The sequence below is a fragment of the Croceicoccus sp. YJ47 genome (assembly GCF_016745095.1).
In the GTDB taxonomy this organism is placed as follows: domain Bacteria; phylum Pseudomonadota; class Alphaproteobacteria; order Sphingomonadales; family Sphingomonadaceae; genus Croceicoccus.
Genome location: NZ_CP067087.1, coordinates 3,127,578 through 3,149,478, shown reverse-complemented (window position 1 = coordinate 3,149,478; position 21,901 = coordinate 3,127,578). Strand labels below are relative to the sequence as shown.

General features: G+C 63.9%; 20 protein-coding genes. 9 read left to right on the top strand and 11 right to left on the bottom strand.

What is annotated here, in order from left to right:
- Window positions 1-3: 3 nt before the first annotated feature.
- From JD971_RS15360 to JD971_RS15345, 4 genes are all read right to left on the bottom strand, one after another.
- On the bottom strand, window positions 4-2,136 hold the full coding sequence (locus tag JD971_RS15360; protein WP_202084750.1) for an EAL domain-containing protein: 2,133 nt from the start codon (window positions 2,134-2,136) through the stop codon (window positions 4-6).
- A gap of 209 nt (window positions 2,137-2,345) precedes the next feature.
- Window positions 2,346-2,585 carry a hypothetical protein gene (locus tag JD971_RS15355; protein ID WP_236672138.1) on the bottom strand — a complete coding sequence of 80 codons (240 nt, stop codon included), beginning with the start codon at window positions 2,583-2,585 and terminating at the stop codon, window positions 2,346-2,348.
- Between the two features lie 49 nt (window positions 2,586-2,634).
- The gene (locus JD971_RS15350; RefSeq protein ID WP_202084749.1) at window positions 2,635-2,985 is read right to left on the bottom strand and encodes a hypothetical protein; all 351 of its coding nucleotides are present in this window, start codon (window positions 2,983-2,985) and stop codon (window positions 2,635-2,637) included.
- Window positions 2,986-2,993: 8 nt separating this feature from the next.
- Window positions 2,994-4,901 (bottom strand): sodium:proton antiporter, encoded by a 1,908-nt coding sequence (locus JD971_RS15345; RefSeq protein WP_202084747.1) that lies wholly within the window; start codon window positions 4,899-4,901, stop codon window positions 2,994-2,996.
- 217 nt (window positions 4,902-5,118) lie between these two features.
- Between JD971_RS15345 and JD971_RS15340 the strand changes: the two genes are divergently transcribed.
- The 8 genes from JD971_RS15340 (at window position 5,119) to mazG (ending at window position 11,197) form a co-directional block, all read left to right on the top strand.
- Window positions 5,119-5,991, top strand: coding sequence for a YihY/virulence factor BrkB family protein (locus JD971_RS15340; protein ID WP_202084745.1), 873 nt, complete (start codon window positions 5,119-5,121; stop codon window positions 5,989-5,991).
- 90 nt (window positions 5,992-6,081) lie between these two features.
- Window positions 6,082-6,297, top strand: a complete 216-nt coding sequence (locus tag JD971_RS17240; RefSeq protein WP_371809669.1) for a hypothetical protein — start codon at window positions 6,082-6,084, stop codon at window positions 6,295-6,297.
- 24 nt (window positions 6,298-6,321) lie between these two features.
- The gene (locus JD971_RS15335; protein WP_371809668.1) at window positions 6,322-7,047 is read left to right on the top strand and encodes a DNA polymerase III subunit delta'; all 726 of its coding nucleotides are present in this window, start codon (window positions 6,322-6,324) and stop codon (window positions 7,045-7,047) included.
- Window positions 7,048-7,098: 51 nt separating this feature from the next.
- Entirely contained in the window at window positions 7,099-8,649 is a 1,551-nt protein-coding gene (metG, locus tag JD971_RS15330) for a methionine--tRNA ligase (protein WP_202084743.1), read from the top strand.
- Window positions 8,649-9,425 carry a TatD family hydrolase gene (locus JD971_RS15325; protein WP_202084741.1) on the top strand — a complete coding sequence of 259 codons (777 nt, stop codon included), beginning with the start codon at window positions 8,649-8,651 and terminating at the stop codon, window positions 9,423-9,425. The genes metG and JD971_RS15325 overlap by 1 nt, the downstream gene beginning before the upstream one ends.
- On the top strand, window positions 9,422-10,189 hold the full coding sequence (locus JD971_RS15320) for an MBL fold metallo-hydrolase (protein WP_202084739.1): 768 nt from the start codon (window positions 9,422-9,424) through the stop codon (window positions 10,187-10,189). The genes JD971_RS15325 and JD971_RS15320 overlap by 4 nt, the downstream gene beginning before the upstream one ends.
- On the top strand, window positions 10,186-10,353 hold the full coding sequence (locus JD971_RS15315; RefSeq protein ID WP_202084736.1) for a hypothetical protein: 168 nt from the start codon (window positions 10,186-10,188) through the stop codon (window positions 10,351-10,353). Before JD971_RS15320 ends, JD971_RS15315 begins: the two co-directional genes overlap by 4 nt.
- A gap of 25 nt (window positions 10,354-10,378) precedes the next feature.
- Window positions 10,379-11,197, top strand: a complete 819-nt coding sequence (gene mazG / locus JD971_RS15310; protein WP_202084734.1) for a nucleoside triphosphate pyrophosphohydrolase — start codon at window positions 10,379-10,381, stop codon at window positions 11,195-11,197.
- A gap of 9 nt (window positions 11,198-11,206) precedes the next feature.
- On the opposite strand, the gene hflX is transcribed toward mazG, so the two are convergent.
- From hflX to dusB, 7 genes are all read right to left on the bottom strand, one after another.
- Window positions 11,207-12,472 (bottom strand): GTPase HflX, encoded by a 1,266-nt coding sequence (gene hflX, locus JD971_RS15305; RefSeq protein ID WP_202087765.1) that lies wholly within the window; start codon window positions 12,470-12,472, stop codon window positions 11,207-11,209.
- A 63-nt stretch (window positions 12,473-12,535) separates the two neighbouring features.
- The gene (gene hfq / locus JD971_RS15300; RefSeq protein ID WP_202084732.1) at window positions 12,536-13,108 is read right to left on the bottom strand and encodes an RNA chaperone Hfq; all 573 of its coding nucleotides are present in this window, start codon (window positions 13,106-13,108) and stop codon (window positions 12,536-12,538) included.
- Window positions 13,109-13,271: 163 nt separating this feature from the next.
- Window positions 13,272-14,654, bottom strand: a complete 1,383-nt coding sequence (locus JD971_RS15295) for a sigma-54 dependent transcriptional regulator (protein ID WP_202084729.1) — start codon at window positions 14,652-14,654, stop codon at window positions 13,272-13,274.
- Between the two features lie 50 nt (window positions 14,655-14,704).
- Entirely contained in the window at window positions 14,705-16,981 is a 2,277-nt protein-coding gene (locus tag JD971_RS15290) for an ATP-binding protein (RefSeq protein WP_236672136.1), read from the bottom strand.
- Between the two features lie 43 nt (window positions 16,982-17,024).
- Window positions 17,025-18,524: a sigma-54 dependent transcriptional regulator gene (locus JD971_RS15285; protein ID WP_202084727.1), complete on the bottom strand. Its 1,500-nt coding sequence runs from the start codon at window positions 18,522-18,524 to the stop codon at window positions 17,025-17,027.
- The gene (locus tag JD971_RS15280) at window positions 18,521-19,636 is read right to left on the bottom strand and encodes a nitrogen regulation protein NR(II) (protein WP_236672135.1); all 1,116 of its coding nucleotides are present in this window, start codon (window positions 19,634-19,636) and stop codon (window positions 18,521-18,523) included. Before JD971_RS15280 ends, JD971_RS15285 begins: the two co-directional genes overlap by 4 nt.
- Window positions 19,633-20,658 (bottom strand): tRNA dihydrouridine synthase DusB, encoded by a 1,026-nt coding sequence (gene dusB / locus JD971_RS15275; RefSeq protein WP_202084725.1) that lies wholly within the window; start codon window positions 20,656-20,658, stop codon window positions 19,633-19,635. The genes JD971_RS15280 and dusB overlap by 4 nt, the downstream gene beginning before the upstream one ends.
- A 73-nt stretch (window positions 20,659-20,731) precedes the next feature.
- Between dusB and JD971_RS15270 the strand changes: the two genes are divergently transcribed.
- Window positions 20,732-21,901 (top strand): bifunctional 2-C-methyl-D-erythritol 4-phosphate cytidylyltransferase/2-C-methyl-D-erythritol 2,4-cyclodiphosphate synthase, encoded by a 1,170-nt coding sequence (locus tag JD971_RS15270; protein WP_202084723.1) that lies wholly within the window; start codon window positions 20,732-20,734, stop codon window positions 21,899-21,901.

Sequence of the window (21,901 nt, the reverse complement as noted above, 5' to 3'; positions counted from 1 at the left end):
ATTTTATCCTACCAGCCGGATATTTTTGCGGGCAATCTCGATAAGTTCGTGTGAGGGCAGGGGATATCCATACAAATATCCCTGTCCGACTTTACAATCGTGGGATGCCATGATCGCCTGATCCTCCATCGTTTCGATTCCCTCCGCCACGAAGGACATGTTCGAAAGCCGCGTGGTCTGCGCCAGAGCGGTGATGATCATTCGCGCGCGCTCATTCGTTTTTGCGAGCCTTACGAAGGTCTGATCCAGCTTCACCTCGTCGCATGGCAGATGGACGAGCAGGCTGAGATTGGCTTCGCCGGTCCCGAAATCGTCGAGGGAAACCTTGAAACCGGCCTCGCGCAGTTCGGTGAGGTGCCGCGCGGCGAGTTCCAGATTTTCGATACGCGCGGTTTCCGTGATCTCAAGCATGATGCGGGACGCGGTGCCGCCGCCGACCATCACGTTGTCCTGAACGAACTGCACGAAATTATCGTCGCAAACGAGCGTCGCGGACACGTTGACCGATATGCGGAGATCCCGTTCGGGAAGCAGGCTCGCCGTTCGCGCAGCCATGCGGAACGTATGCGCGGTAAGCGGTTTGAGACGACCCGCCTTTTCGATCTGCGGAATGAATTCGAAGGGGCTGATCTCGCCGCGTTCGGGATGCTTCCACCGAACCAGCGCCTCCGCACCGACGATCTGCCCGTTTTCGATCATCACCTGCGGCTGATATACGAGATAGATGTGGCCGTTCACGATCGCATGATCGAGCGAGGTGTGAAGCGAAAGCCGCCAGTTGGCATCCGCATCCTTCCTCTCGCTCACCAAGGCGATATGCGACATGCGGGTCGATGCGAGTTCCGCCGCGACCAGCGTGGCACTGATCGCCTGTTGTGCGCTGTCGATCGGGACATCCTGTATTCCGAAGGAGCAGGTAAAGTCGAAGGTACGATTTTCGACGAGGATCGGCGCCCCGGTCAGCCCGATGAGATCCGCCATCCGCCCACGGGCATCCCGCGTGCCGTCCAGCCAGGCGAAATTGCCCGCGCCGTCGGAAAAGATTTCGCGGAAACGGTCCGCCGCGAGCCGTTCGGCGATCTGTTGCATGAATTCGCCGTGAAATTCAGGCTCCAGACTGCTCAGCACCTCTTCGAACCGGTTGACCCGGGCGACGATCACCATGCCATCCTCGCGTTCGAGCTTTTCTGCAAGCGCACTGAAATTTCGAAGACCGGAAAGAGGATCGGTCTTGGCCGCCTGCGACTTGAGCAGGCTGGTGATGCGCAGGATCGCATACAGGACCAGGAACACGACAGTCGCGCCCGACTCCACGATCCGGTCGAGAAGAAGCCCGACAAAAGGAATGGCGAGACAGGCCGCAGCCGCGACAGCATAAAGCGTGCGGCGGATCGCGGGCGGGTAATATACCGCGGCAAACACGATGGCGACGATTATGGCGAGCGCGAAGAGCCAGCCCACCGCGACCGGCGCCCCCTGCAAAAGGCTTTCCGCTGCGAAAAAGGCGAGCTGTATCCGGGGGACCATGTCGCCCGGGATCGCCACCACCCCCTGATCGAGAAGGGACCCCGACGATGCCGAGCCGACGAGTACGCGCTTTCCGGTCAGCGGCAGATTGCTCCTGCTCAAGACCCGGGCCGGAAAAATGGTGATTTCCGAATTGGCGTAGCGGTAATCAATGAAATAATAGTCGTTCAGATCGACGAAGCCGGCCACCGCCGCGGGGAATCCCGGCATTTCGCGATTGCCGACATCGAACGAGGTCAGCGATTCCCAGGCAAAGCCGAGCGCCGTGGCGTGATAGCGATCGACGGTGGCAACCGCGCCATCGAGCAGGGCGGAGCGTGACAGGCTCGGCAGGCCGCGCGTACTCCCGACCCCTTCGACCCAGCCGATCGCCACGGGAACGTCCGTCGCGTCGATCGCCGCGCCCAGTTCGGCGATACCGCGATCGTCCGCGGAATAATTACCCTGAAGATAGATGCCTCTCGGCCTGTGCCGCGACAATTGGCGGACGACCTCCGCCTGCCGCTGTGCGACGCTGAGCGTGGAATCCGCCGACTGATCGACATCGACGATGACGATCTGGCCGGAAACCGGCTTGTCCTCCAAACGGTAGAGGGCGATCCAGATCATTTCCTCGATCGGATCGGCCGCGCCGACCAGCGCAAGCAAACCGCAACAGCGGCCGCGGCCAGCTGATACAGGCGGGACAGCGGTGCTGTCATGGGTCAGATCTCGCTCGCAGGGCTATGCATCTGGAAAACGGGTATCACAGCTTTGTTTAACAACGTTGCAACCCGCTCTACGGCATGCGCCGGCGGGCGCAGGATATGCCATCTCGATCAGTCGGTCGAATTCGAACGTCCGGACATCCCGGGGCCGTCCTCGCCCGGTTCGTCCGCGTTCGCTTCTTCGTCATCGCCGGTTTCCGGAATCGCGATGTGAATGTCCACGCGCCGGTTTCGCGCGCGATTGGCCTCGTTCGCCGTACCATCGAGATTGGCATTGGGGGCAAGCGGACGCATCTCGCCAAGTGCGATGATCTCGATCCGGTCTGCGTCGATGCCATTGTCTTCCAGCATGGCGGCGACGGCCTCCGCCCGTTGGCGCGAGGCGCGCAGATTGGCCTCGTCATAACCGAGCCAGATCGGTATGCCCGCGCAGGGTGATGGCGCCGCCCGCCTTCATCTGCGCCGTGCCGAGAAGCTCCTCGATTTCCTCGCGCGCCGCATCGGAAAGCCGCGTGCCGCCTTCGCCGAACGATATCGTCGCCTCGAGCGGTTCGAGCGCGGGCTCCTCGATCACGTCTTCGGACAAATCGCTGCGCAGGATGGAAGCAGGGCTGGAATTGGGATCGGGAAGGCCGTTGTCCATCGTCGCGGACGGGGCAGGCGACGGCGTTTCGGTATCCGGCTCGTTGCAGGCCCCGACCATGGCGAGCGCACCCAGCGCAAGGACGGCTGCGATCGGCTTGGATGTCATTCGCGTTTTCATGTCGCTTCCCCCATCGGGCCTTCCGGCGCTCCGGCCTGGTTCGCCCCGGTCTCGGCATCGGCCTTGGCCTGTATCTTCGCCCGCTTTTCCTTTTTGGCCTGCACCTTCTCGGTCACCGGATCCTCGGGCGGTGAATAGGATATCACGGTGTCGCCGGCGGCCGGAGTGGGGCGGGTGGCATGGGTAAAGAACCGGATCCCGCCGCCCTTGCGAACGAGCAGGAGGAAATCGGCATCGGCCGGAAGCGCGGCCTGCGCCTCCTCGAACCCGAAACGTTCGGACAGGCGCGTCTTGCGAAATTCCCAGCCCTGCTGCTGCCTGCGGTAGATTTCGTCCATGTCGACCCCGGATTCGAACAGGCTTCGGCCCCGGATCGACGGGGGCAGGGCGCGCGGGTCGTCATGCCCTCCGGCCTCGCCAAGCTGATACACCGCGTCGCGCCCGATTTCCGGCGCGAACTCGTTACAGACAAGCGCGTTATACGCCTCGTTTTCCGTCGCGGCGACCAGCACGCCGAATTGCGAAAGATCGAGCGAATGTTCCGTCGATTCGGCGAGAATTTCGCCGTGATAGGTCTGCACCCCCTGCTGCCGCGCCTTTGACAGGCGCCACCAGCTCGTATCGGCGATGAGCACCGGAACCTCGATGTCCGACATTTCCTTCGCGAGCGCGATGGACCACGGCGTTGCGCCGACCATCAATATGCCCGGAGTGGTGGAGCCGGTGACTTTGAGCCAGCGCGACACGATGCCGACGGTAAAGCCATGCGCCACGATCGTCGCCACCACGACGGCGAACGACAGGCTGATGAGGATGGACCCGTCGCCATAGCCCAGATCCGAGAGGCGCAGGGCGAACAGGCCCGAAATCGCGACGGCCACGATGCCGCGCGGCGCGATCCAGGCAAGGAACAGACGCTCGTTCCACGGCACCTTGGAGAAGGCGAGGCTGAGCAGGATGGTTGCCGGCCGCACGAGGAACAATATCGCCAGCAGGAACAATACGAAACGCCATTCCAGCAAGGCCAGCGATTCCCGTTCGAGAGAGGCGGACAAGAGTACGAAGATGCCCGATACCATGATGACCGCGATGTTCTGTTTGAACGGGTGAATGTCGCGCAGCGAATCCACCTTCATATTGGCCAGCGCGATGCCCATGATCGTAACCGCGACCAGGCCGGTTTCCTGCTGTATCGTGTTGGAGGCGACGAACAGCGCAACCACCACCACGAGCAGGACCGGCGCCTTCAGATATTCGGGCACCATGCCGCGCGGGAAGCTCCACGCGATGACCCACGCCGCGGCATAGCCGAGGACGGCGGCGGCGATCGCGGCGAATACGAGTTGCGGGACCACGTCGAAAATGGTCGCGCCGCTGGCCGACGCGCGAAAATATTCATAGGCGATCACCGCGCACATCGCGCCGAAGGGATCGTTCACAATCGCTTCCCATTTGAGAATCGCCGCCGGCCTTTGCGCCACGCTCGATTGTCGCAGGAGGGGCAGGACGACCGTCGGTCCGGTCACCACCAGAATGCCGGCGAACAGGATCGATACCGGCCAGACCAGCCCGGCAATGTAATAGCAGGCGAGCGATCCGGCGAACCATGCGATCGGCACACCCAGAACCACGAGCCGCCAGACCGCGCCGCCCGTTTTCTTCAATTCCTTGAAATTGAGGCTCAGCCCGCCTTCGAACAGGATGAGCGCGACGCCGATGGCGACGGCCGGTTCCAGCAATTCGCCAAAGGCGTGATGCGGGTCCATGATGCCGAAAACGGGGCCGACGGCGAACCCGGCCACCATCATCAGCACGATGGTAGGCCACCCGGTTCGCCACGCAACCCATTGCGCCCCGATACCCAGGACGCCGACGAGGGCGATTACGAGAGCTTGTTCTTCCATGTACGCCCGTTGCTGCCACAGCGGCCGGGCAGGGGCAAATGAAAGCTGTGCAATGCCCCCGGATTTCGGCGGGGCGAGACAGGGCGCATGGAACCGCGAGCCCGGCGCGGGGGTTAGGCTGTTGAAGACGGGCGCGGTGGCGATTGCCGCCCGATGGTGCATGGTGCAGCATCGGATGATCGCGCGATACCGAACATGTACGAGACAGGGGACGGCCATGCCGACAGCATATTCACCATATGATTTGCCGAGCGGCGGATGGATCGCGGCGGCGAAGCAGGCCTGGGCGCGCGGCGGTGACGATAATATCAGCCTGATCGCGGCGGGCGTGGCGTTTTATGGATTTCTGGCGATGGTTCCGCTGATGGCGGCGACGGTTCTCACCTACGGACTGGTCGCCGATCCGCAGACGGTCGCGGTGCAGATGCAGTCGCTCGCACAGGATTTGCCCGGAAGCGCGGCCGAACTCGTGCAGGATCAGCTTTCCGCCGTGGTCGAAAGCTCTTCGTCGAAGAAGGGGCTGGGGCTGATCCTCGCCCTGCTGGTGGCAGTGTTCAGTGCGCGCAAGGGCGCAGGGGCGCTCATCATCGCGCTCAACATCGCGTATGAGTGCAAGGAGAGCCGCAGTTTCATCGGGAAGAACCTGACCGCCATCGGCGTGACCGTCGGCGGGGCACTGATCGTGCTGTTGTCGGTGGGCGCGATCGCGGCGCTCGGCTTTCTCGACGGAATGCTCGATGCGGCGCCGGCGGTCTTTGCGCCGCTGGGCAAGATCCTGGCCTATCTCGTGCTGGCGGCTGCGATCACCGGCGGGGCGGCGCTCCTGTTCCGCTATGGCCCGGCTTGCGAGACGGCGGCGTTCAAATGGCTGACGCCCGGCTCGGTGCTGGCCGCGGTGGGGATTGTCGTCGCGACCTTGCTGTTCGGCTATTACGTGTCGAACTTCGGCAATTACAATGCGACCTATGGCTCGCTGGGCGCGGTGATCGTATTGCTGACCTGGATGTGGGCGTCGGCCTATATCCTCCTGCTGGGCGCGGAGATGAATGCCGCCCTGATCGCGAGCAATGCCACAGCGCCCGAATTGTGAGGAAAGCCCGCCGCCCCAATTGCCGGGCGCGGACAATCGGTATAGCAGTCGGCGCACCGTGATGGCCCGATCCTTGCTCCACTTCCGTCGATGACTGCGCTTGTCGGACATGAAACGCCATGGCGCCAATGGCGCGCCGCGGTGGCGGACGAACGGTTGCACCATGCCTGGCTGCTGACCGGGATGGCGGGGATCGGCAAGGCGCAGTTTGCGATTCATGCTGCCGCCGCTCTGGTGGAGGTGGACGGCACGGCGCAGCCGCCTGCGACATCGCATCCCGATATCCTCATCCTGACCCGTCCGTAGGCCAGCAAGGAGGATGAGAAAAAGATGGAGGAGGGCAAACCCTTCGCCACGAAGCGCAGCATCAATGTCGAGCAGGTGCGCGCCATGCAGCGGCGGTTGAACACGCGGCCAACGCTCGGGCCGCGGCGGGCGATCATCATCGATTCGATCGACGATCTCGAAAAATCGGCGGTGAACGCGCTGCTCAAAAGCCTGGAGGAGCCGCTTACCGGGACGATATTCCTGCTCGTTTCGCATCGGCCGGGCGGGCTTTTGCCCACGGTGCGTTCGCGCTGCCGGATGCTGCGGTTTGCCGCGCTCGACGATGCACAGATGCACCGGGTTGTGGCCGACGCGGCGCCCGACGTCTCGCCCGACATTCGCGAGGCTGCGATTGCCGCGGCGCACGGGTCGCCCGGCGCGGCGCTTGGCTTCATCGCAAAGGACATGGCGCCGATCCGCCACGAGCTGATCGGGATTGCCGCGCATGGGGATGCCGATTTCGCGCGGCGCGGCGCGCTTGCCAAGGCGATCGGAACGCGGCCCGACCGCGACCGGCTGGTGGCGAGTGTCGATCTTGCCCGCACGATCTGCGCCGCCAGACTGCCCGAAGCGGCGAAGGGGGAGCAGGCCCGGCTCATCACCGCGCATGCGGCGCTGACCCGGTTGGGTGCGGAAATCCCCTATGCGAATTTCGACCCCGGACTGACCGTGGTGGAAATCGGCGGGTTGCTGGCCGATATTGCGATGCCTAAAGGGAAGGGCAACTGATCGCCGCATCTCGCGGCCCCTCGCACGTTTAATGAAAGAGACGCGCCACCCATGGCCGAGCCGTATTACATCACCACCGCCATCCATTATCCCAATGGCAAGCCGCATATCGGCCACGCCTACGAAACCATCGCCGCCGATGTCGCGGCCCGGTTTCAACGGCTGCGCGGGCGGGACGTGCGGTTTCAGACCGGCACGGACGAACATGGCCTGAAGATGATGCAGAAGGCGCGCGATCTCGACGTGACGCCGCGCGCGTTGAGCGATGAAATGTCCTCTCATTTCAAGCATCTGTTCGACATGCTTGACATCAGCTATGACCGTTTTATCCGCACGACGGAGGACGCGCACCATGCCGCCAGCCAGGCGCTTTGGTCCGCCATGGCTGCGCGCGGCGACCTCTATCGCGACCGCTACGAAGGCTGGTATTCGATCCGCGACGAGGCGTATTACGATGAAAGCGAGCTGACCGAAGGGGAGGGGGACGAAAAGCTCTCGCCCCAGGGCACGCCCGTCGAATGGACGGTGGAGGAAAGCTGGTTCTTCCGCCTTTCGAAGTATCAGCAGCCTCTGCTCGACCTGTACCGCGACAACCCCGATTTCATCCGCCCCGAAAGCCGCCGCAACGAGGTCATGCGCTTTGTCGAGGGCGGGCTGCGCGACCTGTCCGTTTCCCGCAGCAGCTTCGACTGGGGCGTGAAGGTGCCGGGAAGCGAAGACCACGTGATGTATGTCTGGGTCGATGCGCTGACCAACTATCTCACGGGTCTGGGCTATCCCGATACGGGCGGCGATTTTGCGCGTTTCTGGCCTGCCGATGTGCATCTCATCGGTAAGGATATCGTGCGTTTTCATGCCGTTTACTGGCCGGCTTTCCTGTTGAGTGCGAACCTGCCTGTGCCGCGGCAGGTGTTCGGCCATGGGTTCCTCCTGAACCGTGGGCAGAAGGAATCGAAATCGCTCGGCAATGTGACCGATCCGGTGGGCCTTGTTGAAACATATGGCGCGGATGTGCTGCGCTACTTCCTGATGCGGGAAATCGCGTTCGGCCAGGACGGAAGCTACTCGGCAGAGGCGATCGTCACGCGCGCGAATGCCGAACTCGCCAACAGCTTCGGCAATCTGGCGCAGCGTGTCTCCTCCTTCATCGCGAAGAATTGCGAGGGCGGCTTCGACGTCGATGGCGAGGCGCAGGACGCAGACCGTGCGCTCGCCGGGAAAGTCCGCGAGGCGTGCCTGCGCGAATTGCCCGCCCATTTCGAGGCGCTGGCCTTTTCGCAAGGGATCGAGGCTTGGATGCAGGCCGTCTTCGCCTGTAACCAATATGTCGACGAGCAGGCGCCGTGGACCTTGCGAAAGATCGATCCGGCGCGGATGCGTCGCGTGCTCGCCACGCTCGTCGGGTGTATCCGCGACCTTGCCATCGCGATACAGCCGGTCGTGCCGGGCTCCGCCGCGCGCATTCTCGACATCGTGGCAGCGGCAGGCGACGCGCGCGATTTCGCCGCGATGGAACGCGCGCCGCTGCTGTGCGAGACGGTCAAGATCGTCGATCCGCAGCCGATTTTTCCCCGCCTGCAACTGGGGGAAGGGGACGCGTAATGCTGATCGATTCGCATTGTCACCTCAATTACGAAGGCTTGATCGAGCGACAGGGCGATATTCTGGCCGCGGCGCGGGCGCGGGGCGTTCGCGGGTTCCTGAACATCTCGACCCGGCAATCCGAATGGGACGCGGTGGTTGCCACGGCACAGCGCGAGGACGATGTGTGGGCGAGCGTGGGCATACACCCGCACGAAGCGGACAAACATCGCGACCTTGGCCGCACGGCTCTCATGGAGGCGAGCGAGCATCCCCGCGTCATCGGCATCGGCGAAACCGGCCTCGATTATTATTACGATAAATCCGACCGCGAGGCGCAGCGCGAATTGTTCGTCATGCATATTGGCGTCGCGCGCGATACCGGGCTGCCGATCATCATCCATACCCGCGATGCGGAGGCCGACACGCTCTCCATCCTGCGCGAAGAGATGGAGAAGGGCGCCTTTCCCGCGCTCATCCATTGCTTTACGGCGTCGCGCAAATTTGGCGATGCGGTGCTGGACCTCGGACTGACGATTTCCATTTCCGGGATCGTGACGTTCAAGAATGCAAAAGACCTGCAGGCGGCCGCGCGTGACATTCCGGACGATCGCCTGCTGGTCGAAACGGATTCGCCGTTTCTCGCGCCGGTGCCCCATCGCGGAAAGACGTGCGAGCCGGCCTTCGTCGGTGATACGCTGGCGTTTCTCGCCGCGCTGCGCGGCGTGTCTGAGGATACTCTTGCCGCGCAAACCGGACGCAATTTCTTTGCACTGTTTCAAAAGGCGCAGGCATGAAACTGATCATTCTCGGTTCCGGCACATCGACCGGCGTGCCGCGCATCGGGAACGATTGGGGCGTGTGCGATCCCGACAATCCGCGCAACCGGCGATCGCGCGTGTCGATCGTGATTGAATCCGACGATGGCGCGCGCGTGCTCATCGATACATCGCCGGATCTGCGCAATCAGCTGCTCGCCAATGACATCGCCGGGATCGATGCGGTGTTCTGGACGCATGACCATGCCGACCATTGTCATGGGATCGATGATCTTCGCGTGCTGCGCTACGGTCGGGCGGGTCCGATACCGGCCTATGCGGCGGAGGAAACGGTACGCCGCCTTCGCCAGCGCTTCGGATATGTCTTTGCCGGGCAGCATGGCTACCCCACCATATGCCAGATCGAGACTCTGGACCGTTTGCGCCTCGTGCACGGCATGCGGCTGGGCTGGACCGTGATGCCGCACGGGCCTGCTAAAAGCACGGCCTATCGTTTTGATAATGGCGATAAATCAATCGGTTATGCGACGGATTTCAGTGAAATTCGAACCGAAATGGTTACGCTTTTCCGCGATGTCGAGTTGTTGGTCGTGGACTGTCTGCGGCGTGATCCGCATCCAACCCATGCGCATCTTGGCATGGCGCTCGAACTTGCGGAACGGTGCGGGGCACGCCGTGTCATCCTGACGCATCTGGACAAGAGCATGGACTACGATGCGTTGGCCGCGGAAACGCCGGATCATGTCGAGCCTGCGTTCGACGGTCTGACGGTGACGCTGTGACCGCGCTTGCGATCGTGTCGGTGGTGAGCCTGCTGGGCTGGCTCGTTCTGGCGTTGAGCGCGCTGAAATCGCATCAGGTACCCAGGACCAAGCTGCTGCAAATGGCATTGCTTTGGGTCGGGCTGTTCGCCTTGGCCGCGTTCGCGTTCGGCGGCATGCGCTAGCAGAATGCCCTCTATTTAACATAATATGTATTATCGGTTTGGAGGAAAGGGTTTGGAAAACGCCGCCTCGGCACTTCTCGATCTGTTGACGGTGATGGCCCGACTGCGCGATCCGGAGACTGGCTGCGCATGGGATCTCGCGCAGGATTTCGAAAGCATTGCTCCCTATACGATCGAGGAAGCTTACGAAGTCGCCGATGCCATCGCGCGGTGCGACATGGGCGATCTGTCCGACGAACTCGGTGATCTTCTCCTTCAGGTAGTATTCCACGCACGTATGGCCGAGGAAGCGGATCTGTTCGACTTCGCACAGGTCGCGAGCGGCATCGCGGCCAAGATGCGGCGGCGCCATCCCCATATCTTCGCCGACGACAGCACACAGGTCAGCGCCAACCGAAATTGGGAAGCGGTCAAGGCCGAGGAACGTGCGGCGAGATCGCAATCGGGGGCTCTCGACGGCGTGGCGCTAGGTCTGCCAGCGCTGATGCGGGCCGAAAAATTGCAGAAACGCGCCGCGCGCGTCGGCTTCGACTGGCCCGACGATCGCGGCGCCGCAGCCAAACTGGCCGAGGAAATTCGGGAATTCGACGCCGCGCAAACCGATGCGGAGCGCGCCGAGGAAGCCGGCGATCTGCTGTTTTCGGCCGTCAACCTCCTGCGCAAACGCGGCATAGACCCCGAAGAGGCCCTGCGCGCCGCCAACCGCAAGTTCGAGCGGCGTTTTACCAATATGGAGCAACGTGCTGCCCGTGAAGGCCGCGCATTCGACACGCTCGACCTCCACGCACAGGAGCAGCTTTGGCAAGCGGCGAAGCGCGATGAAAAGAATGAGTCCGAGCGTTAAGACATTCTTTTAAAGGCTTGAAAAACGGCCATATTCGATCGGCCCCAAGCGCACCGTCATCGCGGTTTGCGGGCCATCGTCGCCCTCACCCGCCGCGGCTTCGGACAGAACCTCGCCATGCGCATGCAGCCAGGCAATCCGCTGCCCGTCCTTGGTCGGCAAGAGAAACTCGTACACGCGCGCATCCTGCGTAAGCCGTTCCGCGATCGCCCGCTCGAGCCTGTCGACACCCTCACCGGTCAGCGCCGAAATCGGGATGATCGGCATATCGTCTTCACGACCGGCAATCTCGCTCAGCTGCTCCTGCCTTTCGGGGGAAAGCCTGTCCCACTTGTTCCAGGCTTCGATCACCGGGATTTGCAGGCCATCCCCCTCCTCCGCGTTGATGTCGAGGTCGTGGAGAATCTGTTCGACCTGCTGCTTTTGTTCCTCGGCGGCGTCGCTCGATATGTCGCGCACGTGCACGATGACATCGGCGCCCGTCACCTCTTCCAGCGTGGCGCGGAAAGCGGCGACAAGCTGCGTCGGCAGGTCGGAGATGAAACCGACCGTGTCCGACAGGATGATCTTCTCAACCGCAGGCAGCGACACCGCCCGCATCGTCGGGTCGAGCGTCGCGAAAAGCAGATCCTCGGCCATGACCGATGCGCCGGTCATGCGATTGAAAAGCGTCGATTTCCCGGCATTGGTATAGCCGACCAGCGCCACCACCGGCCAGGGCGCCCTTCCCCGCCGCGCCCGGTGCAAGGCGCGGGTCCGGCGCACCTGCTCCAGATCGCGGCGCAGGCGGGCCATGCGGTCGCGGATCATCCGGCGGTCCGCCTCGATCTGCGTTTCGCCCGGCCCGCCGAGGAAGCCATAGCCGCCGCGCTGCCGTTCGAGGTGGGTCCAGCTGCGCACGAGCCGGCCCGCCTGATAATCGAGATGGGCGAGCTCCACCTGAAGGCGCCCTTCGGCCGTCGCCGCACGCTCGCCGAAAATCTCGAGGATGAGCCCGGTACGGTCGATGACTTTGCGCTTGAGTTTTTCTTCCAGATTGCGTTGCTGTATCGCGGACAAGGCGCCGTCGACGATGACGAGCTCGGCCTCCTCCATCGCGCAGGCGGTGTCGATCCGCTCGATCTGACCGGCGCCGAAAAGGGTCGCAGGGCGCACCTCACGGATGGGGATGACGAAACTGTCGACCACCTCGATCCCGATGGCAAGTGCCAGCCCCCGCCCCTCTTCGAGGCGGGCCTCCGGGTCGGCGATATGGGCGGTGCGGATGTCGGGCATGACCACGACGGCGCGTGCGCCGCGGGTTACTTCGCCGGTAATGTCGTCGCTCAAGATGTCGGCCTAACCATCGTCGCCATCTTCGTCCCAGTCCCCGCTCAGATCCACGTGGCTGACCGGCTGCACCGTCGACACCGCATGTTTGTAAGCAAGCTGCACATAGCCTTCGCGTTCGAGCAGCATGCAGAACAGGTCATAGGCCGCGATGCGCCCCTGCAACATGACGCCATTGATGAGGAACATGGTCACATGGACGCCCGCCTCGCGCACGGAGGTCAGGAAAACGTCCTGCAACTGGCGCTTGCCGCGGACCGCGTCGTCCATTTCGAATTGTTCGGCGTCCATCGGCACGGTGGGCATGATGGTGGAAATGGCGTGCTTATAGACAAGCTGCGATTGTCCATCGCGGCGCAGCAGGATCGAGAAATTGTCGAACCAGGTCACGATCCCCTGAAGCTTCACGCCCTTGACCAGAAACATGGTCACCGGGGTCTTGCTGCGGCGGAGCTGGTTCAGGAAAAGATCCTGAAGGTTCTGGCTGCCCTTGGCGGCGCTTTTCTTCGCAGGCTTCGGCGGCGCGGGGGGCGCAGGCGGTGCGGGGGGCGGTGTCTTGATGCTCAATGTCTTGCTTACCATGATCTTTTCCTTTTTCTTGGCGTGCGGGATTGCCCCCGCCGCAGTCTGGCCGGATGGAACCGGTAAGATCATCGTGTGCTGCGCAGCCGCGAATCTCTTTCACGCTGCGCCGCACCAATTCTATTTGGCCAAAGCCCCCAAGCGCAAGTGGTTCCCCGAAACGCTATTCCTGATCCTCGCGTCGTTCATTGATGCCGAGCGTCTTGAGCTTGCGGTGGAGAGCGGAGCGTTCCATCCCGATAAAGCTCGCCGTGCGCGAGATATTGCCGGAAAAGCGCCGGATCTGAATCCGCAGATATTCGCGTTCGAACTGTTCGCGGGCCTCGCGCAGGGGGATGCCCATCATCGCGGTCAGCCCGGCGCTGTCCTCGCCATTGTCGCTGGTAAGCTCGGCGGGGAGCATGTCGGCCTCCACCCGCGTGAATTTTTCGCGCGGGGTCAGGATGACCGTCCGCTCGATCACATTGCGCAACTGCCGGACATTTCCGGGCCAGTCGTAGCTTTGCAGCACCGCCATCGCGTCGTCGCTCACCTCCGGCGGGGTCAGCCCTTGCTGATTGGCGTAGCGGGTGAAGAAATGCGTGACGAGCACGGGAATGTCCCGCCGCCGTTCGCTCAGCCCCGGCACCGCGACCGGCACGACGTTGAGCCGGTAGTAGAGATCCTCCCGAAACCGCCGTTCGGCGATCGCCTGCTCAAGATCGGTGGAGGTCGAGGATGCGACCCGCACGTCGACGCGCAATTGCCGGTTGCCGCCCACGCGGGCGAAGGATTGATCGGTCAGCACGCGCAGGATCCGCGCCTGCGAGGATTCGGGCATGTCCGCCACCTCGTCGAGGTAGAGCGTGCCCCCGTCCGCCGTTTCGAGCAGCCCCGTGCGCACAAGGCGCCCGTTCGATTCCTCGCCGAAAAGCTCCTGCTCGAACCGTTCGGGGGTGATGCGGGCGGAATTGACGGTGACGAAGGGCTTGTCCGCGCGGTTGCTCCATTGATGCAGCAGGCGGGCGGCGACTTCCTTGCCTGCACCCGCGGGGCCGGTGATGAGCACGCGGCTGCCGGTATTGGCCACGCGCTTCAACGTGGCCCGCACGTTGTTGATCGCGCTGCTGTTGCCGTTGAATTCGGCAAAGCCCGCCTCGTCATCCTGTTTCAGGCGGATGTTTTCGCGGCGCAGGCTTTCGGTCTCGGTCGCGCGGGCGACCATGAGCAGGAGCCGTTCGGATTCGAAGGGCTTCTCGATGAAATCCACCGCACCGCGCGACACCGCGGCCACGGCGGTCTCGATATTGCCGTGCCCGGAAAAGATGATGACCGGAAGGTCGGGCTCGCGCGCCTTGATCGCGTCGAGCACCTCCAGCCCGTCCATCGGCGAGCCGTGGAGCCACACGTCGAGCAGGACCAGCGAGGGCCGGCGTTCGTCGATCGCGGCGAGCGCGGCGCGGCTGTCGCCGGCGGTGCGGCATTCGTAACCTTCGTCCGAAAGCACGCCCGCGACCAGTTCGCGAATATCGCGTTCGTCGTCGACGATGAGAATATCGAGAGCCATTCAGCGTCCTTGCATATCATCAGTTGCGGCTTGCACCGTTCGCTCCAATGTCATTCGCCATTATCCCGTTCGTCCGTTGCCGCAGCCCCGGCGAGCGGTTCGCGCGCGAAGCGAAGCCGGACCCGCGTGCCCCCCTCCGACCCGGCTTCGAAAGCGATGTTTCCCCCGTGTTCGCCCACGATCTTCTGCACGATGGCGAGACCAAGGCCCGTGCCCTTTTCCCGCGTCGTCATGTAGGGCTCGACGATATTGCCGCTGTCCTGCGGCAGGCCGACGCCATTGTCGGCGACGATCACCGTCACCCCTGCACTGTCGGCGTCGATCGACACCTCTATCAGACCGCGATAGTCGGAGCCATCTTCCTGTCGTGTTTCAACGGCTTCTGCCGCGTTTTTAAGAACATTGGTCATGGCCTGGCCGACCTGGTGCCGGTCGCATTCGATGACCGTGTCACCATCGCTCGCAATATAACGATACGCGATTTCGGGGTGCGCCACTTCCTGAAGGAAGAGCGACTGCCGGATCAGCTCGCTGATGTCCTCGTTCCGGAAATTCGGCTTGGGCATGCGGGCGAAGGAGGAAAATTCGTCCACCATCTTGCGCAGGTCGCCGACCTGCCGGATGATCGTCGCCATCAACTCGTCGAACAATTCGGTATCGTGCTCGACCTGCCTGCGGAAACGCCGGCCGAGCCGTTCCGTCGCCAGCTGTATCGGCGTGAGCGGGTTCTTGATTTCATGCGCGATGCGGCGGGCCACGTCGGACCATGCCGCGCGCCTCTGGTCGAGCAATTGCCGGGTAATATCCTCGAAGGTGAGAACGTGGCCATGCTGCGTCTCGGCCAGCTTGACCGTGAAGGTGCGCGTGTCGCCGCCGCGCGGATACTGCACGATGCCCCCGCCCCGCCCTTGCGCGACGAGCGCGTGCAATTGCGGTGCGATATCGAGGAGCGACTGCCCGATGGCGGAGCTTTCGTCCTGGCTGCCGAGCATGGTCTGCGCCGACCCGTTGATGAGCAGGATGCGCCCGTCGCGGTCGACCGACACGATGCCCGCCGTCGCGGAATCCAGCACGGCTTCTGTAAAGGCGCGCCGCTCGTCAAGTTGCGCATTGGCACCGATCAGCGCATGGGTCTGCTGCTCGATCTGCTCCGTCATGCGGTTGAAGGCGCGGTTGAGCTGTCCGATCTCGTCGCTCCCCGTGCGACCTGCGACGCGCATCGCGAAATTGCCGGCACCCACCGTGCGCGTCGCGGCGAGAAGTTCGGCAAGCGGCGCGACCTGCCGATCCGCAAAGCGCAGCGCGAACCACACCGCGAGCCCGACCAGCATCAGCGATACGATGAGCAGGGCCATGTTGAACTGCAACTGGAGCAGGCGTGCGCGGCCCGTAATCTGATCGTAGTTTTCGAGCACGCTCTGCGCCCGCTGCCACTGCATGAGCGAACGGGCGTCGGAATCGCGCGCGGTATAAAGATAGATCCCCGCACTGAGATCGAGCGGCGTCACCGCCTCAAGCCGCTCCGCCGTGGAGCTGACCACGACGGTTTCGCCCGCGATCAGGCGTTCGAACACCTCTGGATCGATGGCGCCGGGGTCGGTGGACTCGTCGGGGTCGACGATGGCAGCGGTGCGCACCACGCCGTCCTCCCCCCGTTCCAGAATGGCGGATTTGTCGAGTTCGCGCAGGATGACCTGGCGCGTGAATGCCTCCGCGAATTCAGGATTGGTGAGCGAAACCTGCGACAGGTAGAACCGGATATCGTCGGCCATCGCGACGCTCTTGTCGCCGACATCGCGGAAATTTTCCTCGTAATATCCGCGCGCGAGCTGGTTCGCATCCTCCAGCATGCCGCGCGACCGTTCCGAAAACCAGAACTCGACCCCCGATTGAAACAGCACCGAGGCGAACACCACGACGAGCAAAGTCGGAACCGCGGCGAGGAGCGAGAAGAAGAACACGAGCCGCACGTGCAGCTGTCCGGTGCTGCCCATCTGTCGCAACGCCCGGCGCAGCGCGAGCCGCCGCCCCATGAGCACGAGCAGCCCCATGCCCGGAACCAGCGTCGCGACGAGCAGCGTCGTCGTCGTCACCGTCGGCAGCAATTCGCCGGGCGTGTCGCTCCCGTCGAGCGTGGACCACCCGCTCACCACCACGGCGATCAACGCCGCCAACGCCGCGATTTCGAGCAGCGCGAACCCGTTCGCCCGGTGCCAGAACAGCGCGATCTGCCGCCGCCCGCGCGCCCAGAAGGACGCACCATGCGGCGCCGCCTTTCCGACGTCGGACTGCGTATTGTCGAGAGTCATGTCGGGCGTGGCATCCATCGTGGCCGGGATACAACACTGCTGTGGCTGAATGGCAAGTGACTTATGGTTGCAAAATTTGCCGCGAAGACGTGCCGGGCGCACCCCGCCCGGACAGCGCATCGACATCGATGCCCAACTCGTTCACCCGCTTGCGCAGCGTGTTGCGATTGATGCCCAGCATTTCCGCCGCGCGCAGCTGATTTCCGCCCGTCGTGCGCAAGGCATGTTCGAACAAGGGCTTTTCGAATGCAGCGAGCGCCGAGGCGTAGATGTCGCCATTGGCCGGCTCGTGCGCTGCCATCCACCGGCCCAGCGCCGCCTCGAAACCGGGATCGCCGTGATCGCCTGCGTCGATCGCGCCCTGCGGCGGTGGTACGGGTGCAGGCCCGCCCGTTTCGTCGAGCAGCGCGCGAACCGCACCGACATCGATCGTCTCCTCCCGCGAAAACAGGACCAGGCGATAGATGAAATTCTTCAATTCGCGAACGTTGCCGCGCCAGTATTGCTGCGCAAGGAGCGTCGCAGCCGCATCGGAAAGCCGATGCCGCGGAAGCCCGTCCTGCGCCGCGCCATTGAGGAAATGCGTGGCGAGCGCCGCCACGTCCGCGCCCCGCTCGCGCAGGGGGGGCAGCTTCATCGGCACCACGTTCAGGCGATAAAACAGATCCTCGCGAAACTTCCCCGCCTGGATCAGCGGGCCGAGATCGCGATTGGTGGCCGCAATGATCCGCGCGTCGATCGCCACCTCCTCTCGCCCACCGACGCGCAGGATCGTGCCCGATTGCAGCGCGCGCAGCAGGCGTGTCTGCGCCTGCATCGGCATGTCGCCGATCTCGTCGAGGAAAAGCGTACCGCCGCGCGCCTGCTCGAACTTGCCGGCATGACGGGCCACCGCCCCGGTAAAGGCACCCTTTTCATGGCCGAACAGCTCGGATTCGATGAGTTCAGCCGGAATGGCGGCGGTGTTCACCGCGACAAACGGGTTGCCGCGCCGCGAGCCGAGCTGATGGATGGTTTCGGCCACGACCTCCTTCCCCGTGCCCGATTCGCCGAGGATCAGGACAGTGAGGTCGTTGCGCAAGACGCGGGTGATCATGCGGAACACGGCCTGCATCGGCGGTGACCGGCCGATGAGCGGCAATTGCGTCGTTTCGCCATCGCTGCCGGCATCATCCGCAGCCTGGGCCTGCGCGCCAGTCCGCTCGCTGATGGCCTGAAGCGCGGCGCGCACCAGATCGTCGAGGTCGAAGGGCTTGGGAAAATATTCGAACGCACCCGTATCGGTCGCCCGCACCGCCGTATCGAGCGTATTCTGCGCCGAGAGGATGATGACCGGCATGTCGGGATGACGGGCGCGAACCTCGCCAAGCGTCGCGATCCCGTCGCCATCTTTCAACATCACATCGGTCAGCAGGATTGCGAAACGCCCGTCGCGCAGCGCCTCGTCGCGTGCGGCAATCGTCTCGCATCTTACGACACGCAGGCCCTCGGCCTCGAGCGCTGCGGAAATAACGATGGCAATGGAATTGTCATCCTCGACCAGAAGAACCGGATCGGTCATGGCGTCGTTCTTTCGGGCTGTTCCGACAGGGCATGCGAAAGCGTTCCGGCAACGGGCAGGTGGATCCGGAAATGGGTCAGGCCGCGTGCCTCGTCCCGGTCGTGCGTGATGCGCCCGTGCATGTCCCGGACCATCTTGCGGACCAGCGCCAGGCCGAGCCCCTGCCCATGCTGTTTCGCGCTGACGAAAGGTTCGAAGATATGCGCGCGCAGCGCCGGATCGATCCGGGGGCCGTTGTTGCTGACCCGGATTTCGATGGGCAGGCGGATCGGCGCATCTCCGCCCCTGGGGTGAAGCTTGATCCCGCTCGCGAACTTCGTGCGCAGCATGATGACCGGATCCTTTTCCCCGCGGGAGGCATCGGCGGCATTGCTCATCAGGTTGAGCAGGATCTGCACGAGCGCATTCACGCTGGCCATCACTTCGGGAAGCGAGGGGTCGTAATCCTCCACGATGCGAATATGGGGCTCCGACATTTCCAGCACCGCGCGCGCCCGGCGCACCGCCAGATGCAGGTTGATGGGTTCGGACGGGTCTGAACTCTTTCGGCTAAGCGATTGCATTTGATCGATAAGTGCGGCGATGCGGTCGACCTCGCTCGCGATGAGGCCGGTCAGCTCGCGTCCCTCCTCACCAAGCCTTCGCGCGATGAGCTGTGCCGCGCCGCGGATGCCGGCAAGCGGGTTCTTGATCTCATGCGCGAGGATTTCGGGCGCACGCAGCATGCTGTCGTCGCCGTCCGGTCCCGCCGCCCCTTCGAGCGCCTCGACCTCCACCGGCCGGATGAGCGTGAGAACGCGCCACCCTGTCCACCCGAACACCGGGGCGAGCGAGACGTGGACCGGCCCGGCGACGTGTCCGCCGACCGTCGCGCTCACATCGCGCGCATTCACGCGCACTTCGCTGTCGGCCATCATTTCGATGAGGCGCGGTTCGGCAAAGGTGATCGCATCGGACAATGCCCGCCCGACGAGCCGCCCTTCCCCCTGCCCCAGAAGGATTTCGCCCGCCGTATTGACCCTGTGAATGGTCAGGTCGGATCGCAGGAGAATGACCGCATGCGGAAGGCTGGCGAGGATCCGGTCCGCGCCGGGATCGGGCGCGTGGTTCACGCCGCTTCTTGGGCAAGTTCGTCGTCGAACTTCGGTTCGTAGAAGGCGCGCAGGGCGGCCATGACCGCATCGGGATCGTCGATGAAATTGACGCGATTGCGAAATCCGGCGGAGCCTTGCAGACCCTTCGTATACCAACCCAGATGCTTGCGCGCCATCTTGACCCCGGTATCGCTCCCGTAATGGTCGAGCATGCTTTGATAATGCTCTGAAATCAGGGCGAATTGTTCGGGTAAGGTCGGATCGGGTCGCACGTCGCGCCCGGCGAGCCAGTCCATGATCTGACCGAGCAGCCACGGCTTGCCATAGGCGCCGCGCCCGACCATCACGCCATCGGCACCGCTTTGCGAGAGGGCCATCGCGGCCTCCTCGATGCCGTTGATGTCGCCATTGGCGATCACGGGGATCGTGACCGCGTCCTTCACCTTGCGGATGAAGGCCCAGTCCGCGCTGCCCTTGTACATCTGGTTGCGGGTGCGGCCGTGCACGGTGATCATTTTCGCGCCGAGATCCTGCGCGATGCGGGCCAGTTCGGGTGCGTTGAGCGCGTTGTGGTCCCAACCCATCCGCATCTTCACCGTGACCGGAACGTCGACCGCCTTCACCGTCGCCTCGATCAGCGAAGCGGCCAGCGGCACGTCCCGCATTAGCGCGGAGCCCGCATCGCCGTTCACGACCTTCTTCACCGGACAGCCCATGTTGATGTCGATGATGGCGGCGCCGCGATCCGCATTCAGCTTCGCCGCCTCCGCCATTTCCGCAGGATTGCACCCGGCGAGCTGCAGCGAGACCGGCTCCTCGACCGGGGCCCAGGCGGCCTTTTGCAGGGATTGCCGCGTTTCGCGGATCATCGCGGGGCTCGCGATCATCTCCGTCACGTTCAGCCCCGAACCGAAGCGCCGCACGAGCGTGCGAAACGGACGATCGGTCACGCCGGTCATCGGCGCCAGGATCACCGGTTCGGCAATCGCGACAGGACCGATGGCAATAGGGGCGAGCTTGGGGGGCTGTGGATGAGTCATGAAAAGTGCCTATTATTTAAGCACGGCGCATAGTCGATTGCCGCCAGCGCGGCAAGGTTGTAGCGCGCCTGCCATGCGCAGCGAAGAACAGCGAACATTTGCCGCCGTCATCGTCGCGGGCGGGAGCGGAACGCGCGCGGGCCTTCCGGTGGCGAAGCAATATGCGGCGATCGGCGGGACCACGATGCTCGGCCTCGCCGTCACGCGGATGCGGGAGGCTGGCGCCGATCCGATCGTCGTCGTCGTCCCGGCGGGCGAGGAAACGACCGCGCGCGCCGCGATCGGTGCGTGCGAAGGCCTGCTCTTCACCGCCGGCGGTCGCACGCGGCAGGAATCGGTGCGCGCCGGTCTCGAACGCCTGTGCGAGCGGGCGCCGTCGCGCGTGCTCATCCACGATGCCGCGCGGCCCGACCTGCCTGGCGAAGTCGTGACGCGCTTGCTGCGTGCGCTCGACAATGCGGCGGGGGCGATTCCGGTGTTGCCCGTCGCGGACAGCATGATCAGCGCCGAGGGCGAGATGCGCGGCGCCATGCTCGACCGCGCAACGCTGCGCCGGGTGCAGACGCCGCAGGCCTTTTCTTTCGCGGAAATCCTCGCCGCGCACCGCAGCTGGTCGGGGGAGGCGATTGCCGGCGACGATGCGGAGGTGCTGGCCAAAACCGGGCACGCCGTCGCGCTCGTCGATGGGGACGCCCGGCTGCGCAAGCTGACCTGGCGCGAAGATTTTCCGGAGGCGAACATGGAACGAACCGCCGAAACCATCCCCGCCTTCCGCATCGGGAACGGTTATGACGTGCACAGACTTGTGCCTGGCGACGGGCTTTGGCTGTGCGGTGTGCATGTGCGCCACGATCGGGCGTTGTCGGGGCACAGCGACGCCGACGTGGCGCTGCACGCGCTCACCGATGCGATTCTGGGCGCGGTGGCGGCGGGCGACATCGGACAGCATTTCCCCCCTTCCGACCCGCAATGGCGCGGTGCCGCCTCGCACCTGTTCCTGACCCACGCGGTCGGGCTGGCGCGGGAATGCGGCTATCGCCTTGCGAATGCGGATCTGACCATTATCTGCGAACGACCGAAGATCGGCCCGCACCGCGATGCGATGCGCGCAAGGCTTGCGGAACTTGTGGGCGCGGAGATCGGCGCCATATCGGTAAAGGCCACGACGACCGAACGGCTGGGCTTCACCGGGCGCGGCGAAGGGATCGCGGCGCAGGCCAGCGTTCTTGTGACGCGCTGCTGA

Excerpts from the sequence above, each read along its gene's own strand:
- JD971_RS15360 (WP_202084750.1), bottom strand. The coding sequence starts at position 2,136 with ATGATCTGGATCGCCCTCTACCGTTTGGAGGACAAGCCGGTTTCCGGC.
- JD971_RS15355 (WP_236672138.1), bottom strand. The coding sequence starts at position 2,585 with ATGCTGGAAGACAATGGCATCGACGCAGACCGGATCGAGATCATCGCA.
- JD971_RS15350 (WP_202084749.1), bottom strand. The coding sequence starts at position 2,985 with ATGACATCCAAGCCGATCGCAGCCGTCCTTGCGCTGGGTGCGCTCGCC.
- JD971_RS15345 (WP_202084747.1), bottom strand. The coding sequence starts at position 4,901 with ATGGAAGAACAAGCTCTCGTAATCGCCCTCGTCGGCGTCCTGGGTATC.
- JD971_RS15340 (WP_202084745.1), top strand. The coding sequence starts at position 5,119 with ATGCCGACAGCATATTCACCATATGATTTGCCGAGCGGCGGATGGATC.
- JD971_RS17240 (WP_371809669.1), top strand. The coding sequence starts at position 6,082 with ATGACTGCGCTTGTCGGACATGAAACGCCATGGCGCCAATGGCGCGCC.
- JD971_RS15335 (WP_371809668.1), top strand. The coding sequence starts at position 6,322 with ATGGAGGAGGGCAAACCCTTCGCCACGAAGCGCAGCATCAATGTCGAG.
- metG (WP_202084743.1), top strand. The coding sequence starts at position 7,099 with ATGGCCGAGCCGTATTACATCACCACCGCCATCCATTATCCCAATGGC.
- JD971_RS15325 (WP_202084741.1), top strand. The coding sequence starts at position 8,649 with ATGCTGATCGATTCGCATTGTCACCTCAATTACGAAGGCTTGATCGAG.
- JD971_RS15320 (WP_202084739.1), top strand. The coding sequence starts at position 9,422 with ATGAAACTGATCATTCTCGGTTCCGGCACATCGACCGGCGTGCCGCGC.
- mazG (WP_202084734.1), top strand. The coding sequence starts at position 10,379 with ATGTATTATCGGTTTGGAGGAAAGGGTTTGGAAAACGCCGCCTCGGCA.
- hflX (WP_202087765.1), bottom strand. The coding sequence starts at position 12,472 with ATGCCCGACATCCGCACCGCCCATATCGCCGACCCGGAGGCCCGCCTC.
- hfq (WP_202084732.1), bottom strand. The coding sequence starts at position 13,108 with ATGGTAAGCAAGACATTGAGCATCAAGACACCGCCCCCCGCACCGCCT.
- JD971_RS15295 (WP_202084729.1), bottom strand. The coding sequence starts at position 14,654 with ATGGCTCTCGATATTCTCATCGTCGACGACGAACGCGATATTCGCGAA.
- JD971_RS15290 (WP_236672136.1), bottom strand. The coding sequence starts at position 16,981 with ATGGATGCCACGCCCGACATGACTCTCGACAATACGCAGTCCGACGTC.
- JD971_RS15285 (WP_202084727.1), bottom strand. The coding sequence starts at position 18,524 with ATGACCGATCCGGTTCTTCTGGTCGAGGATGACAATTCCATTGCCATC.
- dusB (WP_202084725.1), bottom strand. The coding sequence starts at position 20,658 with ATGACTCATCCACAGCCCCCCAAGCTCGCCCCTATTGCCATCGGTCCT.
- JD971_RS15270 (WP_202084723.1), top strand. The coding sequence starts at position 20,732 with ATGCGCAGCGAAGAACAGCGAACATTTGCCGCCGTCATCGTCGCGGGC.